19 protein-coding genes are annotated in these 19,875 nt (G+C 42.2%); 8 read left to right on the top strand and 11 right to left on the bottom strand.

Annotation, left to right across the window (positions count from 1 at the left end; translation table 11 throughout):
• Positions 1-118: 118 nt before the first annotated feature.
• Entirely contained in the window at positions 119-400 is a 282-nt protein-coding gene (locus BBW65_RS08005; RefSeq protein ID WP_066339529.1) for a hypothetical protein, read from the bottom strand.
• A 255-nt stretch (positions 401-655) separates the two neighbouring features.
• On the opposite strand from BBW65_RS08005, the gene BBW65_RS03055 reads away from it, so the two are divergent.
• A complete protein-coding gene (locus BBW65_RS03055; RefSeq protein ID WP_083986022.1) occupies positions 656-1,492 on the top strand; it encodes an endonuclease in 837 nt (278 codons plus the stop codon).
• Here the strand turns inward: BBW65_RS03055 and BBW65_RS03050 are convergent.
• The 4 genes from BBW65_RS03050 to pyrG are packed head-to-tail and all read right to left on the bottom strand — an operon-like array spanning position 1,469 to position 5,794.
• Entirely contained in the window at positions 1,469-1,750 is a 282-nt protein-coding gene (locus BBW65_RS03050; protein ID WP_066339524.1) for a hypothetical protein, read from the bottom strand. The genes BBW65_RS03055 and BBW65_RS03050 overlap by 24 nt on opposite strands.
• Positions 1,747-2,661, bottom strand: coding sequence for a pseudouridine synthase family protein (locus BBW65_RS03045; protein WP_066339521.1), 915 nt, complete (start codon positions 2,659-2,661; stop codon positions 1,747-1,749). The genes BBW65_RS03050 and BBW65_RS03045 overlap by 4 nt, the downstream gene beginning before the upstream one ends.
• Positions 2,661-4,175 (bottom strand): single-stranded-DNA-specific exonuclease RecJ, encoded by a 1,515-nt coding sequence (gene recJ, locus BBW65_RS03040; protein ID WP_066339518.1) that lies wholly within the window; start codon positions 4,173-4,175, stop codon positions 2,661-2,663. Before recJ ends, BBW65_RS03045 begins: the two co-directional genes overlap by 1 nt.
• Positions 4,172-5,794, bottom strand: a complete 1,623-nt coding sequence (gene pyrG, locus BBW65_RS03035) for a glutamine hydrolyzing CTP synthase (RefSeq protein WP_066339514.1) — start codon at positions 5,792-5,794, stop codon at positions 4,172-4,174. Before pyrG ends, recJ begins: the two co-directional genes overlap by 4 nt.
• Positions 5,795-5,922: 128 nt before the next feature.
• On the opposite strand from pyrG, the gene BBW65_RS03030 reads away from it, so the two are divergent.
• The 5 genes from BBW65_RS03030 to BBW65_RS03010 are packed head-to-tail and all read left to right on the top strand — an operon-like array spanning position 5,923 to position 10,835.
• Positions 5,923-6,603, top strand: coding sequence for a radical SAM protein (locus BBW65_RS03030; protein ID WP_066339512.1), 681 nt, complete (start codon positions 5,923-5,925; stop codon positions 6,601-6,603).
• Positions 6,603-7,304 carry a queuosine precursor transporter gene (locus tag BBW65_RS03025; protein ID WP_066339510.1) on the top strand — a complete coding sequence of 234 codons (702 nt, stop codon included), beginning with the start codon at positions 6,603-6,605 and terminating at the stop codon, positions 7,302-7,304. Before BBW65_RS03030 ends, BBW65_RS03025 begins: the two co-directional genes overlap by 1 nt.
• A 46-nt stretch (positions 7,305-7,350) precedes the next feature.
• Entirely contained in the window at positions 7,351-8,568 is a 1,218-nt protein-coding gene (locus tag BBW65_RS03020) for a M48 family metallopeptidase (RefSeq protein WP_066339508.1), read from the top strand.
• Positions 8,558-9,394: a HemK/PrmC family methyltransferase gene (locus BBW65_RS03015; RefSeq protein WP_066339504.1), complete on the top strand. Its 837-nt coding sequence runs from the start codon at positions 8,558-8,560 to the stop codon at positions 9,392-9,394. Before BBW65_RS03020 ends, BBW65_RS03015 begins: the two co-directional genes overlap by 11 nt.
• A 55-nt stretch (positions 9,395-9,449) precedes the next feature.
• Positions 9,450-10,835, top strand: a complete 1,386-nt coding sequence (locus tag BBW65_RS03010; RefSeq protein WP_066339503.1) for a dicarboxylate/amino acid:cation symporter — start codon at positions 9,450-9,452, stop codon at positions 10,833-10,835.
• Here BBW65_RS03010 and miaA read toward each other — a convergent pair.
• Genes miaA through fliW form a run of 3 tightly spaced genes read right to left on the bottom strand, consistent with a single transcriptional unit; the run spans position 10,823 to position 13,008 of the window.
• Complete coding sequence (gene miaA / locus BBW65_RS03005; RefSeq protein WP_066339502.1) at positions 10,823-11,800, bottom strand: tRNA (adenosine(37)-N6)-dimethylallyltransferase MiaA; 978 nt, start codon at positions 11,798-11,800, stop codon at positions 10,823-10,825. The two genes, BBW65_RS03010 and miaA, sit on opposite strands and share 13 nt — an antisense overlap.
• The gene (locus tag BBW65_RS03000) at positions 11,801-12,601 is read right to left on the bottom strand and encodes a pyrroline-5-carboxylate reductase dimerization domain-containing protein (protein WP_066339501.1); all 801 of its coding nucleotides are present in this window, start codon (positions 12,599-12,601) and stop codon (positions 11,801-11,803) included.
• Positions 12,598-13,008 carry a flagellar assembly protein FliW gene (gene fliW / locus BBW65_RS02995; protein WP_066341783.1) on the bottom strand — a complete coding sequence of 137 codons (411 nt, stop codon included), beginning with the start codon at positions 13,006-13,008 and terminating at the stop codon, positions 12,598-12,600. Before fliW ends, BBW65_RS03000 begins: the two co-directional genes overlap by 4 nt.
• A 239-nt stretch (positions 13,009-13,247) precedes the next feature.
• Between fliW and bamD the strand changes: the two genes are divergently transcribed.
• Positions 13,248-13,952 (top strand): outer membrane protein assembly factor BamD, encoded by a 705-nt coding sequence (gene bamD / locus BBW65_RS02990; RefSeq protein WP_066339498.1) that lies wholly within the window; start codon positions 13,248-13,250, stop codon positions 13,950-13,952.
• Positions 13,953-13,991: 39 nt separating this feature from the next.
• Entirely contained in the window at positions 13,992-16,349 is a 2,358-nt protein-coding gene (gene lon / locus BBW65_RS02985) for an endopeptidase La (RefSeq protein ID WP_233702100.1), read from the top strand.
• Here the strand turns inward: lon and BBW65_RS02980 are convergent.
• Genes BBW65_RS02980 through BBW65_RS02970 form a run of 3 tightly spaced genes read right to left on the bottom strand, consistent with a single transcriptional unit; the run spans position 16,339 to position 19,839 of the window.
• Positions 16,339-17,250: an ABC transporter ATP-binding protein gene (locus BBW65_RS02980; RefSeq protein WP_066339496.1), complete on the bottom strand. Its 912-nt coding sequence runs from the start codon at positions 17,248-17,250 to the stop codon at positions 16,339-16,341. The genes lon and BBW65_RS02980 overlap by 11 nt on opposite strands.
• The gene (locus BBW65_RS02975; protein WP_066339494.1) at positions 17,237-18,841 is read right to left on the bottom strand and encodes an ABC transporter permease; all 1,605 of its coding nucleotides are present in this window, start codon (positions 18,839-18,841) and stop codon (positions 17,237-17,239) included. The genes BBW65_RS02980 and BBW65_RS02975 overlap by 14 nt, the downstream gene beginning before the upstream one ends.
• The gene (locus tag BBW65_RS02970) at positions 18,838-19,839 is read right to left on the bottom strand and encodes a Fe(3+) ABC transporter substrate-binding protein (RefSeq protein WP_066339492.1); all 1,002 of its coding nucleotides are present in this window, start codon (positions 19,837-19,839) and stop codon (positions 18,838-18,840) included. Before BBW65_RS02970 ends, BBW65_RS02975 begins: the two co-directional genes overlap by 4 nt.
• Between the last annotated feature and the right edge of the window lie 36 nt (positions 19,840-19,875).

Genomic DNA, 19,875 nt, shown 5'->3' with positions numbered 1-19,875 from the left:
GTCAAATTAAGCAAACTTTGTTTATAATTCCAACGAGACCAAAAATCCCTTAGGGGATTTAGCGGGGAGAGAGGCTTTGGCTTTTCTCCCTTTTTTTATGCTTTTTCACAATCCCAAATCAACACTCTACAAAACCAACTGCAAACCTATGACCCAAGCCAAATGCAGAATCATTGATGATGATCTCGTGCTTTGCAGATAAGATTTTGAGAGATTTTGTAAGCACATTGGGGGAAATAAATTTCTCATCATTTGGAAATAATTTTGTTTTTTTCATTTTCTCAAACCCCGTGATATAGGGGGCTTTGTGGTATTGTTTGGGAAATAATTTTTTGATTTTTGGGAAATAATTTTTGAGAAAAGTGGCAATACCAGTGAGCCAACAATCAAGAGACTGCACCCAAGTGATTCAGCTCCCCCCCCCCCCTTTTTTTTCATCCCTCCTCATCTCTCCCTTTTCATCCCCCACCATTCCCTCCGATCCCAATCGCCACCAACGCCCAGAATGGCACAAACTGATTCTGCGATTGTCATCATTTGTAGGTTAAATCAGATTAACCACTTTTGCACAGCAAAATCTAAGATAATCCTACGCAATCCCAAGATCTCGTTGTATAATTTACACTCTCACCCAACCCCTATCCAAAGGCTCAAAATGAAGTTGTTCTGTTCGTTGTTTCTTAGTTTCTTTGTGATTGTCATCTTGCAAGCAGGTGCCCCCAGCAGCTTCAGGGAGGCGAAACTCAAGCTCAAAGAGATGTATCGACAGCTAGGCAAAGCCTACCAAAAAGACTTCTACTGCCAAGCCCCATTCAAGATCACATCATCAGGACTCATTGTGCAGGATTCGGATAGATTTACCCCAAGAGCGACAAAGCAAAAGAAACAAAAGCAACAAAAGAAACGACGCAAAATCAAAAGGTGCAAAAGGATTGAGTGGGAGCATATTATGCCCGCACAAAACTTCGGACAGCATTTCGCTTGTTGGAGAGAGGCGAAAGCCAAAGGTATCGATAGCAGGAGATATTGCGAGAAAACTAGCCCCAAATTTGCACAAATGGAGGCTGATTTGTATAATCTCGTCCCTGCAATAGGGCAAATCAATGGAGATCGCAGTAATTTCCGATATGCCCAAGATACAGAGGGAATGACATTTGGACAATATGGGAAATGCCAAGTGAAATCAGACCCAGCCCACAAAAGATTTTATCCAGCTGATTATTCCAAAGGCTTCATCGCACGCACCTATCTCTATATGTCCAAAAAATACCATATCCCACTCTCCAAGCAAGAATACAGCTTGATGAGAGCGTGGGACAAAAAAATATCCGATGACACCACAAGAAAAACAGATCAGATTGCAGACCTCGCTCCTTATGGGAGAGGCGATTGTCTATTGATGATTTTGATTGAGGAGTTTCTAGGGGTTTGTCGATCGGTAGAGAATCAGAGATCGCCCTTGTGGGGATCACTCTGTGAGTTTGTTGTATAGCTCCTCACTTTCTTTTTGGAGTTCTTTGAGATTGTCTTTGAGGTAATTGTCATAGAAGCCTTTGGCACCCTCTTTGATGTCGGAGATGTTTTCTTTGAGGCTTTTGTTGTAGATCTCATCAGCCTTTTTGAGTGATTGTTCGTAGAGTTTTTTTGCCTCTTCTACTTGTTGTTGATAGACTTCTTGAGCTTGTTTGAGATAGGAGTCTTCTTGTGTGTATGCCAAAGTGGCAAGTATAAACAAAAGAGCGATTTTCATGTGAGATCCTTTGGATAAAAAATGCAATCATAGCAAGAGTTCAAAAATATTTTATACTCTCTCCCAAAGATACCAAACTCCAACCCATAAGCCCAAAGGTGCAGATACGATGATCCGAAGTGGTGTGCCCTCTCCTCTGTGCTCATACCATTGTCTAGAAAAGCCATAGAGTCTGTGTCGGAGCTACCATAGAGTGGATCCCCTAGTATTGGGTGCTGGATAGAGTGGAGATGTAGGCGGATTTGGTGTGTCCTGCCTGTGATGGGGCGGACTTCAAGTAGTGTGGTGTCTGTGTCGGGGTCGTATCGGAGTGGGGTGATGTGGGTTTGTGAGGGTTTGCCAAGAGGGGAGATACTAGATCTGATAGCAAGGTTTTTGGATTTTTTGTCTTTGGGTGGGACGAGGATAGGGGCGTCGATGAGCCGTGCCTCTGTGAGATGTCCCCTCACGCGTGCGATATAGGTTTTTTGCACTTGGTTGGTTTCAAACAACGCTTTCAACGCACTCTCGTATTTTTTGTCGATTCCGCACAGCACAAGCCCTCTTGTCTCAAAATCCAATCGATGAATCGGATTGGCACCATTGCCAAATTCGGCTTTGAGGCTATCACAAAGGCTTAGGTGTTGGTGGATCCCTTTGGGGTGGGTGAGGAGCTGGTGGGGTTTGTCATAGATGACAAAATAGGGGGTTTGTAGGATTTTGGGGATTTGGAGAGTTTGGGGGCGAAACTCTAGCAGTTTGACTTCTCCGCTGATGATTTGGGATTTGTGGATAGGGATCCCGTTTTGCACAAGACGGCATTTGTCTAGGATTCTTTGAGCTTCTTTTTGGGAGCATTTGAGGGTTTGTATGAGCCACAAGAAGCTTTTGGTGGGGGTGTTGATATGGTAGGTGTGCCAGATGAAAGACATTAGGGTTTGAGATGCAAGACTATGGGCTGATAGGCGTCGCGTTTGGCATAAAACCTTGCTTGTGCAAAATCCAAAGTATCAAGGGTTTGGAAAAACGCCAAAACCTTGATAGGTTTGGGGGTTTGGAGGGTGAATTGGGTGTGGTTTTTTTCTTTGCCGATGAGTTTTTGCTCAAGGATTGGGAGGGGTGGCAATGTGAAACTTGGTTGGGGGTAGCCCTCTCCATAAGGTCCATAGCGTTGCAAAAGTGCCAAAAGCTCTGCGGTGAGAAGTGTGGGGGAAATGTGAAATACAGGATCGCACCCTTGTTTGAGGGGGTGCTGGGAGCGTATGGCTTGAAACCTTGTGCAAAACTGCTCAATATCAAAAACCTCAAGCCCCACTGCCTTGCAATGCCCACCAAAGTTGCAAATGTCTTGCAAGGCATTGAGACTAGCGGGTAAATCCACTCCATCCACTCCACGCCCACTGCCTTTGTAAGATCCATCTTTTTGGGTCAAAACAAAAGTGGGCTTTTGGTATTGCTCCAAAAGTTGGTTTGCCAAGATTCCCAACACTCCCTCATGCCACCCCGTGCCATAGGCGACTACGCATTCTCGGGTCTCGTGGAGATGATGTTTGGCTTCGATGAAGAGGGCTTTTTGGATTTCTTTGCGTTGGGTGTTGAGTGCTTGGAGAGCCTCAAAATGCTTTTGGGCTTCGTGGATGTCTTGGCTAAACAAGAAATCAAGGGCTTTTTGGGTGTCTGCCATTCTGCCTGAGGCGTTTAAAAGAGGGGCGATAAAAAACCCGATACATTCCTCATCGATTGAGCCGTATTTCTGCAGGAGAAGTTGGGCAAAAGCAAAATGCGGGGCATTGAGGAGGGATAAGCCTTTTTTGAGGATTGTGCGATTGAGTGCGGTGAGGGGCATTATGTCTGAAATGGTGGCAATGCTGACAAACTCAAGAAAAGGCGTGAGATCGATTGAGCTTTGCAATGTGGCTTTGAGCCCTGCACACACATACCACGCTACGAAGCACCCACAGATTTCTTTTTGGGCAAATCCACTCACTTGAGGGTTGATGATGAGTGCGTCAGGGAGAATCTCTTTGGGGGAATGGTGGTCGGTGATGATGAGGGTTTTGCCTTGTGCTTTGCAATATTGAGCCACATCTGTGGCGGTGATACCATTATCCACGGTGATGATGAGATCTGCTTCATTGCGTTCTAAAATAGGGATAGAGATCCCATAGCCATCGTTAAATCGATGTGGAATGGTATAGGAGAAATGTTTGATCCCTATTTGTTTGAAAAAAGTAACCATTAGGGCGGTGGAGAGAATGCCATCAGCGTCATAGTCCCCCACGATTAGAATCTTTTGTTGCTTTTGGATTGCTTGCGCAATGGCTTCTGACGCTTCTTTGACATTTTCAAGCTCAAAAGGGTGGGGGAGTGAGGAGAGAGGGAGGTCGGTGATGTTTTGGAGATGTGAGGCTAGATGGGATTCTAGCTCTTGAAATGTGCCAATCATTGCTTCAAAGATTGTTTGACAAACTCTAAAATGATTGGATTGGGGCTTTGCAGTCTTGAGGTGAATTCTGGGTGGAATTGCACGGCGACAAACCAAGGGTGGTCTTGGAGCTCTACTGCCTCAATCAACCCATCACTCTCGCCACTGATGATCATCCCTGCATTTTCAAGCATTTGGCGATATTTAGGATTGGCTTCGTAGCGGTGTCTGTGGCGTTCTTTGGCTGTTGGGGCTTGATGATAGGCGGATTTGAGTTTGCTGTTTTCTTTGAGGTGGCACTCATATTCGCCTAGCCTCATCGTGCCTCCAAGTGGGGAGGTGTGGGTGCGGATTTGCTGACATCCCTCTTGATCGATGAAGTCTTCAATCATATAGATGATAGGTGAGGGGGTTTGAGGATCAAACTCGCTTGAAGTGGCGTCTTTGATACCCAAAACATTGCGCGCAAACTCAATAAGGCTAAGCTGCATACCAAGACAAATCCCAAGGAATGGGATCTGATGGACTCTTGCAAACTCAATGGCTTTGATTTTGCCCTCGATCCCACGCTCTCCAAACCCTCCGGGGATGAGGATACCATCGACTTGATGTAATGTATCTAGTGAGCCTTTTTCTAAGTCTTGACTATCAATCCATTGGATTTCGATTTTTGTATCGAGGTTTGCTCCTGCGTGGATTAGGGCTTCTGTGAGTGATTTGTAAGATTCTTTGAGGGTGAGGTATTTGCCCACAAAGCCGATTTTCACGCTTTGTTTGGGTGCGATGATTTTTTGCACCAACGCACCCCACTCTTGCATATTTGGCGAGAATGGAGGCATAGCAAAGTTGCGCGCAATTGGGGTGAGAATGTCCTCTTGCAAGAAATTGAGGGGAACTTGATAGATACTCTTTGCGTCTTCTGCGACGATGACACTATCATTGGCGATACCACAACTCAAAGCGATTTTTTGCTTCAGCTCTTGAGTGAGGGGTTTTTCAGAGCGTGCGACAATGATTTGGGGATTGATACCAATGCGTCTTAGCTCCTGCACGGAATGCTGTGTGGGTTTGGTTTTGAGCTCTTCGGCTGTTTTGATGTATGGCACAAGAGTCACATGGATATTGAGCACCCTTTGATCTCCCAAATCCTGCTTCATCTGGCGAATCGCCTCAAGATAGGGCATACTCTCCATATCACCAACCGTTCCACCGATCTCTACGACCAAAAAATCGCTTTGTTGTCCGACGGAGCGGATGCGTTGTTTGATTTCATCTACGATATGTGGGACGATTTGAATCGTTTTGCCTAGATATTCTCCACGCCTTTCTTTCTCGATGACAGAGAGATAGACTTGCCCTGTTGTGAAGTTGTTTTCTCTGCTTAGATTTTTGTCGAGAAAACGCTCATAGTGTCCGATGTCTAGATCTGTCTCTGCACCATCTTGAGTGACAAACACCTCTCCGTGCTCTAGAGGACTCATCGTGCCGGGATCTAGGTTGATGTATGGATCGATTTTTAAGATTGAGACTTCGAAGTTGGAGTGCTTGAGAAGCGTTGCGATAGAAGAAGAAGTGATACCTTTGCCAAGAGAGCTTAGCACTCCTCCGGTCACAAAAATGTATTTAGTTTTTTGATTCATTGTATTCCCTCATACCTTAAAAATAAAATCAAAAGTTTAGTGTAATGATGTTTAAAAAGTGTTTTAATTTTTGTCTTTTTTGTGTTTTGGGTAGAATTTGATTTATTTCATTGAGAGGTTTAGGGCAAATGAAACGCTATGGCGTGATTGATTTCAAGCATAAACGAGAGATTGTTTTGTTGCAGGGGAGGGGGTGTGCTTACAAAGGCTGTCGTTTTTGTGATTATTATCTTGATGTGAGCCAAGAGGCGACTTCTATCAATATGCAAGTGCTCAATCAAGTTGAGGGAAAATACGGGGTGCTTGAGGTGATCAATTCGGGAAGTTTCAATGAGCTAGATCAAGAGACTTTGGAACATATCAGAGTGGTTGCCAAAAGAGTGGGGATCCATACTTTGATTTTTGAGTGTCATTATCTCTATCGCAAGGAGATCGCAAGGCTCAAGGAGTTTTTTGGAGAATCTCAAGTGAGGATCAAAATCGGCATTGAAAGCTTTGATGTGGATTTGCGTGAGAGGGTGCTAAACAAAGGGATCAAAGAAAGTGAGCCAAGTGTCATTGCTCAAGACTTTGATGAGGCAAATCTGTTGATTGGTGTGGAGGGGCAAAGCCTAGCGATGATTGCTCAAGATATAGAATTGGGGCTTAGGTATTTTGATCGAATCTGTTTGAATGTGATGTGTGATAATTCCAAAATGCGTGCCAATCAAGCTGTGATCGCAGAGTTCAAAGCAGAGATTCTACCGATGTATTGGGACAATCCGCGTATTGATATATTGCTAGAAAATACAGATTTTGGAGTGGGTTGATGTCTAATGAGATACTTTTGATTTTGAGTGTGTTGCTGACATATTCTGCACTTTTGGCATTGCACCAATGGTGTGGCAAAGAGGGGTTGGTGGGGTTTATGGTGTTTGCAAGTATCGTTGCCAATATCGAAGTGATGATTTTGGTGCGTGCATTTGGGATAGAGCAGACTCTAGGCAATGTGCTGTTTGCCTCGACTTTTTTGATCACTGATGTTTTGAGTGAAATCTATGGCAAAGAAAGTGCCAAACGCGTGGTGAAAATCGGGATTTTTGCCAATGCTTTGTTTTTGATTTTTTCACAACTTTGGTTGTTTTATACAATGCAAGATGTGCAAAACCTCCAGCATTTTGAATCTATTTTTGCCAATACCCCACGGATCATCATCGCCTCATTGCTTGTGTTTGCTATCGCCTCTTATGTCGATGTGTGGCTCTATCATTTTTGGTGGGATTTGAGCGAGAGGATTTGGCACAATAGAAGCAGGGGGCTTTGGTTGCGTAATAATGGCTCTACGCTTATTTCCCAGCTCCTAAACACCCTTTTGTTTAGCTTTGGGGCATTTTATGGAATCTATCCTTTGGATGTGATTTTGCAAATCGCCCTCTCAAGCTATCTGATATTTTTTATTCTTTCTGTGCTAGATACCCCGATTCTTTATCTTTTTGTTTATCTAACAAAAACAAAAACTCTGTATGATTAGCCGCATAACCAAAATTTAAAGAAATATTAAACGAGGAACAAAGCAAATGTTGGAGTATTGGCTAGTTTTGGCTTATGGGGTTTTCTACCTTGCCCCTGTTTTTGTTGTCAATTATCTACAGCACAATTATATTGCACGAGAATTGCAGAATCCCCCCGTATTGATGAATGCAAAAGACTATCAACAGGCGGGAGAATACGCCCTTGCAAAATTGCGTTTCCAAAATATCGAGCATTTGTGGGGGTTTGGACTTTTTGCTTTTTGGGTGTTTTGGGGCTTGGAGTGGATCAATGATGTGATCGCTTCGTTGCATATACCCGGCGGTCGCAATCTCAACTGCGTCGCAGTGATTTTGCTGTTTGTGTTTGTGGGGCAAATCGCAACTTTGCCTTTTAGGTATTATCAAGAAATGGTGCTAGATAGGCGTTTTGGATTTAGTAAGCAAACCTTTGGCAATTTCATCAGCGATATGCTCAAGAGTGCTTTTGTGCTTTTTCTGCTTGGGAGCATTATTTTTTATCTCCTTGTTTCAGTGATTGTGCGTTTTGAGATGTGGTGGTGTCTAGGAGCTCTTGTCGCTTGGCTGTTTGTATTTCTTGCCAACTTTATCTATCCGACATTGATTGCACCTATTTTCAACAAATTTACACCACTCAAAGACCCCGTATTGAAAGAACGCATTGAGGAGTTGTTGCACAAAGTTGGATTCAGAAGTAGTGGGATTTTTGTGATGGATGCGAGCAAAAGGGACGGGCGATTGAATGCTTATTTTGGTGGATTTGGTCGCAGTAAGCGTGTGGTGCTGTTTGATACTTTGCTAGACAAGATTAGCTCTGATGGGCTTTTGGCGATTTTGGGACACGAGTTGGGGCATTATTATTATCGTGATACATTGAAAAGTCTAGGGATTATGGCTGTGTTTATTTTCGCGATTTTTTTCTTGGTAGGGCATTTCCCTGTAGAGTTGTTTGAGGAGTTGGGTTTGCATCGCCATAGTGCCAATATTTTGGTGGTTATGATGTTGGTTGCTCCGATTGTGTTTTTTTGGTTTTTGCCAATCGCTGGATTTTTCTCAAGAAAAGCAGAATATCGTGCGGACGCATTTGGATCCTCTCTAGCTTCCAAAAGGGCGTTGGGAGAGGCGTTGGTGAGGATTGTCAATGAGAACAAATCATTCCCAAGCTCTCATCGTGCCTATATATTTTTCTATTACACCCACCCACCATTGCTAGAGCGTCTAAAAGCTTTGGATTATGCCATTTAGTATCAAAGAAGCATTGAAATGGGGGGCAGATACTCTTTTGAGTGAGCGTCCGAGGCTAGAGAGTGAGATTTTACTAGCGAGTGTTTTGCAAAAAGATAGGGTGTTTTTGCATACTTTTGATGATCAGAGACTCACTCCTCAAGAATGGGAGAGATACCAAAGCTTTGTTTTACAAGCTAGGGAGGGGGAGCCCATCGAGTATTTGAGTGGCGTTGTGAGTTTTTATGATTATGAGTTTTGTATCACTAAGGGAGTGTTGATCCCAAGACCTGAAACAGAGATTTTGCTTGAGAAGGTGCGTGTTTTGGTGGATCAACATCGGCTCAAAAAAGTCTTTGAGCTAGGGGTTGGGAGCGGTGTGTTGTGTATCACCCTTGCATTGCTATGTCCTCATTTGGAGGTGGTGGGCAGTGATATTAATCCTTTGGCGATCAAGCTCACACAACAAAATATCCAGAAGTTTTCTAGCTTAGATTCCACTCTCTCATCAAGAATCACTCTGATCCAGCGAGATGTTTTGCAGGAGGAGTGTGGGTTGCAAGATATTGATTTGATCATCTCCAATCCTCCTTATATCGCTTTGGATTATCCTCTAGACAAAAAGGTTTTGCACGAGCCTAGAGAAGCATTGTTTGGTGGGGAGCGTGGCGATGAGATATTGCTAGAGATTATTGCGATGAGGGAGAGATGTGGGGTGCGATTTTTGGCTTGTGAGATGGGCTATGATCAGCGTGCAAGAATGCAAGAAGCCCTCAATGGAAGCACCGACCTTGAGTTTTTTCGCGATTTGAGCGGACACGATCGGGGGTTTGTTGCGTCATTTTAGGATAAAATGCACAATTTTGATTCAGGCTTAGTTTAAGCCAAACAGAGGAGTAAATATGGATTTGTTTTTACAACGCTTTTTTTTGATTTCATATATCCAAACGCTATTGTCTTTGATAGTGCTTTTTGGGATTTTTGGGATTTTGTTTGTTTTGAGAGAAAAACTTAGTTTTTCCAAAAGAATGTTTTTGGGGCTTTTGTTGGGTGCGTGTTTGGGGGTGGCTTTGCAATATTTTGCCAATTTCCCTCAAGGTGGCGTGACTGAAGCACAGAGTAGCATAGAACTGCATTGGTTTTTTGAAACATACACTTGGCTCAATTTCTTCGCACAACTTTTTGTGAGTTTGCTCAAATTGCTGATCGTGCCTATCGTGTTTGTGGGTGTCTTGTATGTGATGATCACCCTAAGTGCTGATGTGAAACTTCCTTCATTGTTTGGGCGTAGTTTGTTTTGGTTGCTTTTGAGCACAGGCTGTGCTTCAGCTATCGGCGTAACTTTGGCTTATTACACAGATTTGGGGCTTGGAATGATGATAGAAAATGGCGTGAAACAAGCAAGAGAGGTGCAGTCTTTCAATCAAATCCTTTTGGGTTTGATGCCCAACAATATCGTGACAAGTATGTCTTCAAATGCAGTCGTTGGGATCGTGCTGTTTGCATTGATTTTTGCAATCTCTGCACGAAGTGTGGGGGCTTCTCATCGTGGCTATGAGAGCTTTGTCGCACTTGTGGAGTTTTTCCATTCTGTGATGATGAAAACGGCGATGTTGATCATTTATTTGATGCCTTATGCAATCGTGGTGATGATTGCTGGGATTTTTATGAGATATGGTTTTGCAAGTTTGCAACCTGTGTTGTTGTTTATCGCTTTGATTTATGTGAGTGCTTTGCTTGTGTTTGTCATGCACGCTGTGATTTTGATGTTGCACGGATTAAATCCATTGCATTATTTTAGAAAAGCACTTCCTGCACTCATCACGGCTTTTACTTCGCGTTCAAGTTTGGCGATCTTGCCTTTGAGCATTCAGACTTTGCAGGGCAAAATGGGGGTGAGTTCGGTTAGCTCTTCGTTTGTTCCAACGCTTGGAGTCACAATCGGAGCAAATGGCTGTGCGGGGTATTTTGGCGGATTGGTTGGGGTGTTTGCCTACAATGCGTTGGGGATTGAGATAGGCTTGACGCAAGGGGTGATGATTGTCATCCTTTCTGTGGTGGCTTCTATTGGAATTGCCGGGATTCCCGGGATTGCGACTATGGCTGCTTCTATTGTTTTGACAGGGCTTGGGCTAGGAGAGTATTTTGGAATCTTGGCTGTGATTTTGGCGATTGATCCTGTGATTGATATGGCAAGAACGATGAGCAATGTGAGTGGGGCAATGGTGGCAAGTATCGCTACAGACAAAGAGATGGGGACTCTTGATACAGAAGCTTATCGGGCTTGAGAGAGGATTTGCTGATAAAGCTCTTGTTGATTCCCATAGACAATGTCGCTGATTGCATATATGCGATCAGGCGATTGATTGCAGTGCAGTGGCACTCCAAATTGTGTCCGATTGAAAGTGTTTTGGCGTTTGGCAAGTTGTGCTGTGTGGGTTGAGATGAGAGAACCTAGCTCCTCTAGATTTTGTGCAATGATTGTAGGTTTGGGGTTTAGCGGGGTTTGAGATAGGTATTCTATAGTTTCTTTGACTCCTATTGCATTGGCAGGTTGGATGTGGGTGCCATAGTTTCTGATGAGGTTTTGCACTTCATCAATCAGCCCATTGGCAATCATTGCTTGAGTGCGTTGAGAGATTCGCTCTCTCAACACTTGGCGTTCAAGTGCGAGGGAGTATTTTTCAATCGGATAGCAAAATGGCTTTTGTGGATTTTCTTGGAAGTATTGAGTGGGTGGGGTGTGTGTGGCAAAATAAATCTCCAAAGCCTTGCAAACCCTATAGCTGTCTTTTGGATTGATGGTTGTCTGTGAATCAATGGAGAGTAAAAACTCATAAGGGTTTGAAATCTGGGCGATTTGCTGATGGATTTCTTGTTTTTGTTGTGTCGTGAGCGTGGGCATAGCAGAAAGCCCACCAAGAATGCTTTTGAGATAAAAGCTAGAGCCCCCAATGATGAGGAGCGTATCTTTGCCTTTGTGTTTGGTTTGAGCGATGGCTTCTAGCAGAAGTGAGTGAAACAACATTGCATTGTTTTCTTCTGTGGGTTTTAGATGATTGATTGCGTAGTGGTGGATCGCTTGAAGTTCGGCTTGTGTGGGTTTGGCTGAAGCGATATCGATTTCTCGGTAGATACTTAATGAATCAAGAGAAAAAATCTCACAATCTAATTGATGTGCAAGCTCTAATCCCAATGCACTCTTGCCACTCCCACTCCCTCCCAAAATCGCGATAAGGCGTAAATCCGACAATCAGTGTGTCTTTTTTTGGGCTTTCAAAACCGCTTGATGTCCTGCTTCTTGAATGATGCCTTTGAAGGCTTTGGATTCTAGATAGGCAAGTCCTTGAGCGGTTGTCCCAGCGGGACTTGTGACAAGAGTTTTGATTTCTTGTGGAGTGTGGGTTTTGAGCAGTTTGGCAAAACCCTCAAATGTATTTTGCACCAATTTCACGCTTGTAGCATGATCAATCCCCTCACGCACTCCTGCATCGATAAGCCCCTCAGCCACAAGGGATAAAAATGCTGGCGTGCTTCCACTTGTCGCAATACTTGAATCAATCAGCATTTCATCATTAAGAAAAATCGTAGCACCAAAGCTATCTGTGAGATTTTGCAAGATTTGGGTTGCTTCTTGTGTGTCTTGATTTTGGTGTTGCAAAAAAACAGCCGTGCTTGAGTGCCCAGCACTTGCACCAACATTAGGCATTGCCCTTGCATAAAAACTTGCATTCTGAAAATATTGTTTGATTTGGGCGATTTCAACTCCTGCCATCACAGAATAGATAAGATAGGCTTGGTGGTAAAAGGTGAAATAGGATAAACCCTTTGGCTTGACACAAAGAATAATGATGGGATTGCAATCTTTGAGAATCTCAAGTGTCTCAATAGCTTGAATTTTAAGTTTTGGAAATTTATTGGCAAACTCTTGTGCTTTGTCTAGATGACGCCCATGAACAAAAAAATCATATTGGCTAATTTTGGGATTGGTAGCAAAACCTTTAAAAATCGAGGTTGCAAGATTCCCATAACCGACAATCGCAATTGTTTTCATTGTTGAGATTCCTCCGTATCATCAAAATTTCCATACGCACTGATGGGTTCTGCGATGCCGTATTGGGGGTATTTGGCACTATCTAGGACGACTTGAGCCATTGTTTTGTTTTTTACATTGAAGATCACAGGAGCGATAAAGTTGATTGTAGAATCTTTGCTAGGTGTGTGTAGCACCATAATGTTGCCTACCAAAATATCCTCTTGAGATTTAATATCAAGCAAGAGTTCTAATGCAGTGGGGATCTCAAAATCATAGGCACGCAAAGCAAATGGATTGATTAATGTAAAGATCGGGGAAGAATCTTCGCTATTTGAAAGCTTCATAAACAAATCATCGATTTTTTCAAGTCTCATTTTACTTACATCTTCAAAGCCAAGAATTGGCGATTTTACCTCAAAAACCATTGTCAAGTATCTCCTGCTAAAGTCTAAACTCAGTCATTTTATCCTAAAAAACTTTGAAAAATCAATTTTTTGCACTTCTATGAGCTATAATTTGCAGTTTTTATCATAAAAATTGCAAAAGTTTAAATGATTTTGTCAATCAAAACTAGTTTAAGTTTTTGGGTTAAAACAAAAGCATTGCTTTGATTTTATAATATCTGATTGTGCGAGAGATTGACAAAAATTGAGGAAGTGATTTGATGAGTATTAGATTGGTTGGTTTGCTCTTTGTGATGGGCATTTTTCTGAGTTCTTGCTCAAACAAGAATGATGAGTTTGATAAACCTGCAATGTATTGGTATGAAGAAATTTTCAAAGAGATTCGTTTCAATAATTTGGAGAGTGCAGACACCAAATTCGCCTCACTGCAAAGCGAACATATCAACTCTCCATTGATTGCTGATGCGATGTTGGCTTTGGGACACGCACATATGGCAGAAGATGAGTTTGTGTTGGCAGAATTTTATTTTGATGAATACCTAAAACGCTTTTCCAATCAAGCAAACTATAGCTATATCAATTATCTTAAAATTTTGGCGCGTTTTTACTCTTTCAAAAATCAATCCAAAGATCAAGAGTTTATGCTCAATTCTATCAAAGAGATCAAAGCCTATTTGGACGCCTATCCTGATGATGTCTATACGCCATTTGTTGGCTATATTCTCACCAAATTTCAATTAGGTTTAGCCGAATTGAATGCAGCCATTGCCAATGTGTATAAAAAGCAAGGCAAAGCTTATGCAGAAAAAGATTATTTGAAACGCGAGGATCTCGGGATAGAGCAGTCGTTTAGACGCATTAGCAATGCCGTGCCTTGGTATGTGATGAATGCCATTGAGCTTGAGCAGATTGATTATATTATCCCTTCTTATATTCCTTGGTATGCGTTGATTTTTAGTTGGTGATTTTGAAAGTAAGGAGTGATTGTGAGTAAGGAAATGACGATGCAAATGCCAATTATCATCGAGGAGGATTTCAATGTCTATCCTTTCATGATAGCCCCCATTTTTATTAGTAATGCCAAAAATATCCAAGCGGCAAACAAAGCACTCAAAGAAGACAAAAATCTCTTTGTCGCATTTTTCAAAGAAGGGAGCGATAAGGAGTTTTATCCTATTGGGATTGTTGGGCAAGTGATGCGTAAGGTGTCTTTGCCTGATGGACGCCTCAAGCTTCTGTTTCGTGGAATAGAACGCGGGGTGATTGCTGAGCTTATCTCGCAAGATCCACTTGAAGGGGTGATCGCTCCTTTTGTCTATCAAGAGCAAAATCCCGAAATGATTCAAGCGACTTTTGAGGTCCTAAAAGAGCAGGTCGAGCAACTTGCAAATGTGAATTCTAATATCACTCAAGAATTGTTACGCACGATTGAAGAGTCTGAGGATATCAATCGCATTGTGGATTTGATCGCCTCAAGTATGAAGCTCAAAAAATCTCAAGCCTTTGAGCTATTTGCCAAAGATGACATGCATCAAAGAATCTTGCTTTTGATTGAGTATGTGGTCGCAGATATTGCAAACCAAAAACTCCAAAAAGAGATCAAAACGCGTGTCCAAAACAAAATGGACAAGATCAACAAAGAATATTTTCTCAAAGAGCAGATTCGCCAAATCAACAAAGAGTTGGGGCTAGAGGGGCAAAAAGAGGAAGAGATACAAAGCTATCGCGACAAATTAAACCACATCAAACCCTTTGTAAGTGCAGAGATTCACAAAGAGATTAAGCGTCAAATCGATAGATTGACTAAGATGAATCAAGATAGCGGGGATGCAAGTATCGTGCAAAATTATCTAGAGTGGGTGCTTGAGATTCCTTTTGGAAAGTTAAGCCGACAAAAAATCTCAATCCAAAAAGTGCAAAAACAACTCGATAGCGATCATTATTCTCTTGAAAACCCCAAAAAGAGAATCTTGGAGTATTTTTCTGTGCAAGAATTGCTAAGTTTGCGAGGCAAAGACAAAAAAGACAGCAAGGGGACGATTTTGTGCTTCTATGGTCCTCCCGGTGTTGGGAAAACCTCACTTGCCAATTCGATTGCCAAAGCGATGGGGCGTTCTCTTGTGCGTTTGGCTTTGGGGGGGTTAGAAGATGTCAATGAGTTAAGAGGTCATCGTCGCACTTATTTGGGGGCAATGCCAGGTCGTATCACGCAAGGCTTGATTGATGCAAAAGAGATGGATCCTGTAATGGTGCTAGATGAGATTGATAAGGTCGGCAGAAGTTTTAGAGGAGATCCCACAAGCGTGTTGCTTGAGATTTTGGATCCTGAGCAGAACAAAGAGTTTAGAGACTATTATACAAACTTCAATCTTGATCTTTCCAATGTGATTTTTATCGCCACAGCCAACGATATTTCTCAAATCCCTCCACCACTTAGAGATAGAATGGAGTTCATTCAAATCTCTAGCTACACTCCACAAGAAAAAGAGCAAATTGCCAAAAAATATCTAATCCCCCAAGAGCTCAAAAAGCACGGATTGAAAAATTTTGAGGTGAGTATCTCTACCACCGCACTCAAAGAGATGATTGAAAAATACACACGCGAATCAGGAGTGAGGAATCTGCGTCGCAAAATCGCTCAAATCATGAGAAAGAGTGCCCAAAAGATTCTGTTGAATAGCACCAATGGAGAGAGTGAGAAGATTTCTATCACACAGAAAAATCTCAAAGAATTTTTGGACAAAATTGTTTTTGAGATTGATCCTGCAGACAAGGTGGATCAAGTGGGCGTTGTGAATGGCTTGGCTTGGACAAGTGTGGGTGGAGATGTGCTAAAAATCGAAGTCGTGAGGATTGCGGGTAAAGGAAATCTATCTTTGACAGGAAGTTTGGGCGATGTGATGAAAGAATCAGCGCGCATTGCCTATTCTGTAGTCAAGGTGCTTTTGAGTGAAAAGAAACTCAAATCTCAAATCCAATTTGACAAAAAAAGCACTAAGCAAGCTTATGAAGTCTATGATTTGCATTTGCATGTGCCAGAGGGTGCAACACCCAAAGACGGACCAAGTGCAGGGATTGCAATGGCAAGTGTGATCGCCTCTATTTTGACAGATTATAAAGTCAGATCAGATGTGGCAATGACAGGAGAGCTGACATTGAGTGGCAAAGTTTTGCCCATTGGCGGGTTGAAAGAAAAATTGATTGCCGCTCATAAGGCAGGGGTGCAAAAGGCACTCATTCCTCTCAAAAACTATCAAAGGGATTTGGATGAAATTCCTCAAGAGGTGAAAGAAGCGCTTGAGATTATTCCAGTTACTTGTATTGATGAGGTGATCAAAGAAGCTTTGGTGATCAAGAAATAATCTCAAAATCAATATATTCTTGTAAGCATTGATGTGGGTGGGTGAGCATAAAAAATACAATGTGTTTGTATTGCACTTTGACTTTGCAAAATGCCCCAAGGAATTTGTGCTCCAATACCTTGCCTCGAAATGTATGCCCAACCCGAATCTCTCCAGCACTAAAAATATAATTTCTTTGGATGATCCATTTGAAAAACAAATCATCGCTATCTAGCGGTTCATCGATGACATTTAGATGTGGTAAGAAAGCTTGAGATTCTTTGCTTTTTGGGTGGAAGTATAGCGATTGGGGGGTATTGCAATCAATCACGCTTCCTTGCTTCAATAGGGCGATTTTGTCTGAAAGATAATAAGCATCATCGATGTCGTGCGTCACGATGATGGCTGAAAGCCCTTGCTTTTTGATCATTTCTTTGAGGTCGCCCCTTAGAGATTCTTTGAGGTGGCTATCAAGATTGGAAAATGGCTCATCGAGCAAAAGAAGCTCACATTCCATCGCGATAGCACGAGCAAAAGCCACCCTTTGCGCCTGTCCTCCAGAAATCTCATCGATTCTTTTGTGCCTGATTGTTTCGATACCAAAGAAGCGGAGCAATTCTTGCAATCGTGCATTTCTTTGGGTTTTTGGAGAGTGCTGCAAGGCAAAAAGAATGTTATCTTCTACATTGAGGTGGGGAAACAACGCATAGTTTTGAAACATCATTGCTGTTTTTGTGGTGCAATGAAAATGCGTGAAGCTAGTGGGCTTTTCAAGTCCGACCAAGATTCGCAACAATGTGCTTTTGCCACTCCCGCTATTGCCCAAGATACTCAACACCTCTCCTTTTTTGAGGCTTAAGCTCACATCGCGAAGCACTTCTGTTTTGCCAAAATTTTTGTATAAATTTTTAATCTCTAGCATCATCTTTCCTTATCCATAGATTAATTATGAGCATACTCAAAAGAGAGAGTAGAACAATGAGAAGTGAGGGAAGTGCGGAGTTGTAGAGCCTCTCATCTGTGGCATACCAAAATGCCTTTGTGCTGAGTGTTTCAAATCCAAAGGGTGCAAGCATTCTAGTGGTTGGCAATTCTTTGATTGTGTCGATAAAAACAACTAGCAGTGCCGAAAGGATGAAGTGCTTGAGAAGTGGCAAATGGATTTTGAACCAAAGTCTGATGTATCCACTCCTAAGAGACAAACTTGCTTCATCAAGACAGGCGTGGATTTTGTCATAGCCATTTTGTATGGAATAAATCGCTGTGGCTAAAAAACGCACGATATAAGCAAAGACAAGGAGGCTTATTGAAGTGCCTAGAAGTGGAATATTGGTCAAGTTTGAAATCGCTGTGGCTAAAATCATCATGCTCACCCCTACGACTGCACCGGGGATAGCATATCCTAGAGTGCTTGTTTGTGTGAGGAGATTGCGTAGAAATGTTTGTCGCGTGATTCGTATGACAAAGCACAAAAACAAAGCACAGATGAGAGCAAAACACGCACTAAGGATCCCAACATGCAATGAGTTTAGGGCGAGCAAATAGAAATCTTTTTCAAAGAGTTTGGAATCTTGTAATCCCCAATAAAGAAGCCAAAATAGTGGTAGGAAAAAACCAAGCGTTGCGATGAGTGAGCAGAAGCAAGAAGCGAGTAATGATGGAATGGGTGGCAGAGGTTTGGGATTGATAAGGAGCTTGCAGTTTTGATTGGAGCTATATTTTTGTCTGTTTTTGAGTTTCTGTTCTACCTGCATTAACCCCAATACAAATAGCATCAAAATTGCTGTAAGTATGCTAGCAGAGTAGGGATCGCTTAAGTCATACCAAAGTTTGAAAATACCCGCAGAAAATGTATCCACTCCTAGATAGGCACTCGCACCATAATCACTCAATGTTTCCATCAAAACCAACAAAAGACCAGACAAAATCGCAGGTTTGGCAAGAGGGAGTGAGACTTTATAAAAGATTTGCCATTGTGAGCATTTCATCGTCTGTGCAACTTCATAGAGCGTTGTGGATTCTGTTTGGAAGGCATCTTTTGCAAAAAGATACACATAAGGAAAGAGTGAAAAGGTGAGGACAAAAATCACTCCACCAAGATTGAATATATCAACCCGCAAACCCAAAATTTCATAAAAAATCCCACTAAAGTCCAAGAGTCCCACATACGCAAAAGCTAAGATATAGCTAGGAATTGCAAGGGGCAAGAATAAGATTTTGTCTAAAATTTTAGAACCAAAAAAGCGATAATGAGCGACTAGATAAGCACAAGTTGTCCCAATCAATGCACTGAGTAGCAATACGCAAAACACGACGATAAAACTATCTGCAAGAAAACGCCCAAACAAAAATGTAAAGAAGTGTTTGAGGTTGGATTGGATCTCTAATGCAAGTGATGAATCTTGTTGTAGGGATTGAAGGAAAACATAGCAGGTTTCTACAAAAGTTCCAAAGATTGGAACTGCCACAATCCCTACGATAAGTAGGGCTAGGCATTGAAATATAATTCTCATCTGAATCCGACTTCATCATAGATTTTGACTGCCTCTTTGACTTTAGCAGCAATCTCATTGACAGAGGTGGGATCCTCTTTGAATGTCCCAAAGCTTTTGATTGTTTCATTGAGTTTGACATCAGAGCGGATAGGGTATTCGTAGTTTGCGTTGCTTAGCATTTCTTGAGCCTCCTTGCTGACCAAAAACTCCATAAATTTTTGAGCCTCTTTTGGGTGTTTGCTTGATTTTGTCATCGCTACGCCACTGACATTGATATGTGTGCCACGACCATTTTGATTGGGAAATATGATACCCAATGAGTTTGCCACTTCCACATCTCTTGGATCTTTGGAGTTTTTCATGAGCCCGATGTAGTAAGTATTGATGATAGCATAATCGCCATTTCCAGCATAGACTAATCTTGCTTGATCTCTATCCCCACCTTTTGGTTTGGTGGCAAGATTGTTCAAAACGCCTTGTGCCCAAGCTCTTGCTTTTTGTTCGCCTTCACTTACGATGATACTTGCCAAGAGTGTCTTGCTGTATGGAGATGTAGCACTGCGAACAAGTAGCTTTCCTTTGAGATCAGGTTTGGCAAGATCATCATAGGTTTTCACAAGGTTGGGATCAACTCCTCGATTTTTGGCATATACGACAATCCTCGCTCTTTTGGTAATCGCAAACCATTGACTATCAGAATCTCTAAGATTGGATGGGACAATGGATTGCAAAACTTGAGAGTTTGTCGGAGTGAGCAAACCAGCATTTTTGGCTTCTGTCAGATTGGAAATATCTGCCGTGATAAACACATCAGCAGGGGATTTGTCGCCCTCAAGCTGCAGTCTTTTGATGAGTTCTGCGGGTTTGGCTTGTGTGTAATTGACTTTGATTCCAGTTTGAGCTTCAAATTTGCGAAATAGCTCCAAATCTGCATCATAGTGCCTTGTCGAATATACATTGATTTCGACGCCAAATACAAGAATTTGTGACAAAACAAATAACATCAATTTTTTCATTGTTGGTCTCCTTTTTTGAAATTGATAACGATTATT

The organism is Helicobacter enhydrae, from assembly GCF_001693335.1.
GTDB lineage: Bacteria > Campylobacterota > Campylobacteria > Campylobacterales > Helicobacteraceae > Helicobacter_G > Helicobacter_G enhydrae.
Note: the sequence above shows the minus strand (reverse complement) of the source record. Positions and strands in the feature narration are given on the sequence as shown.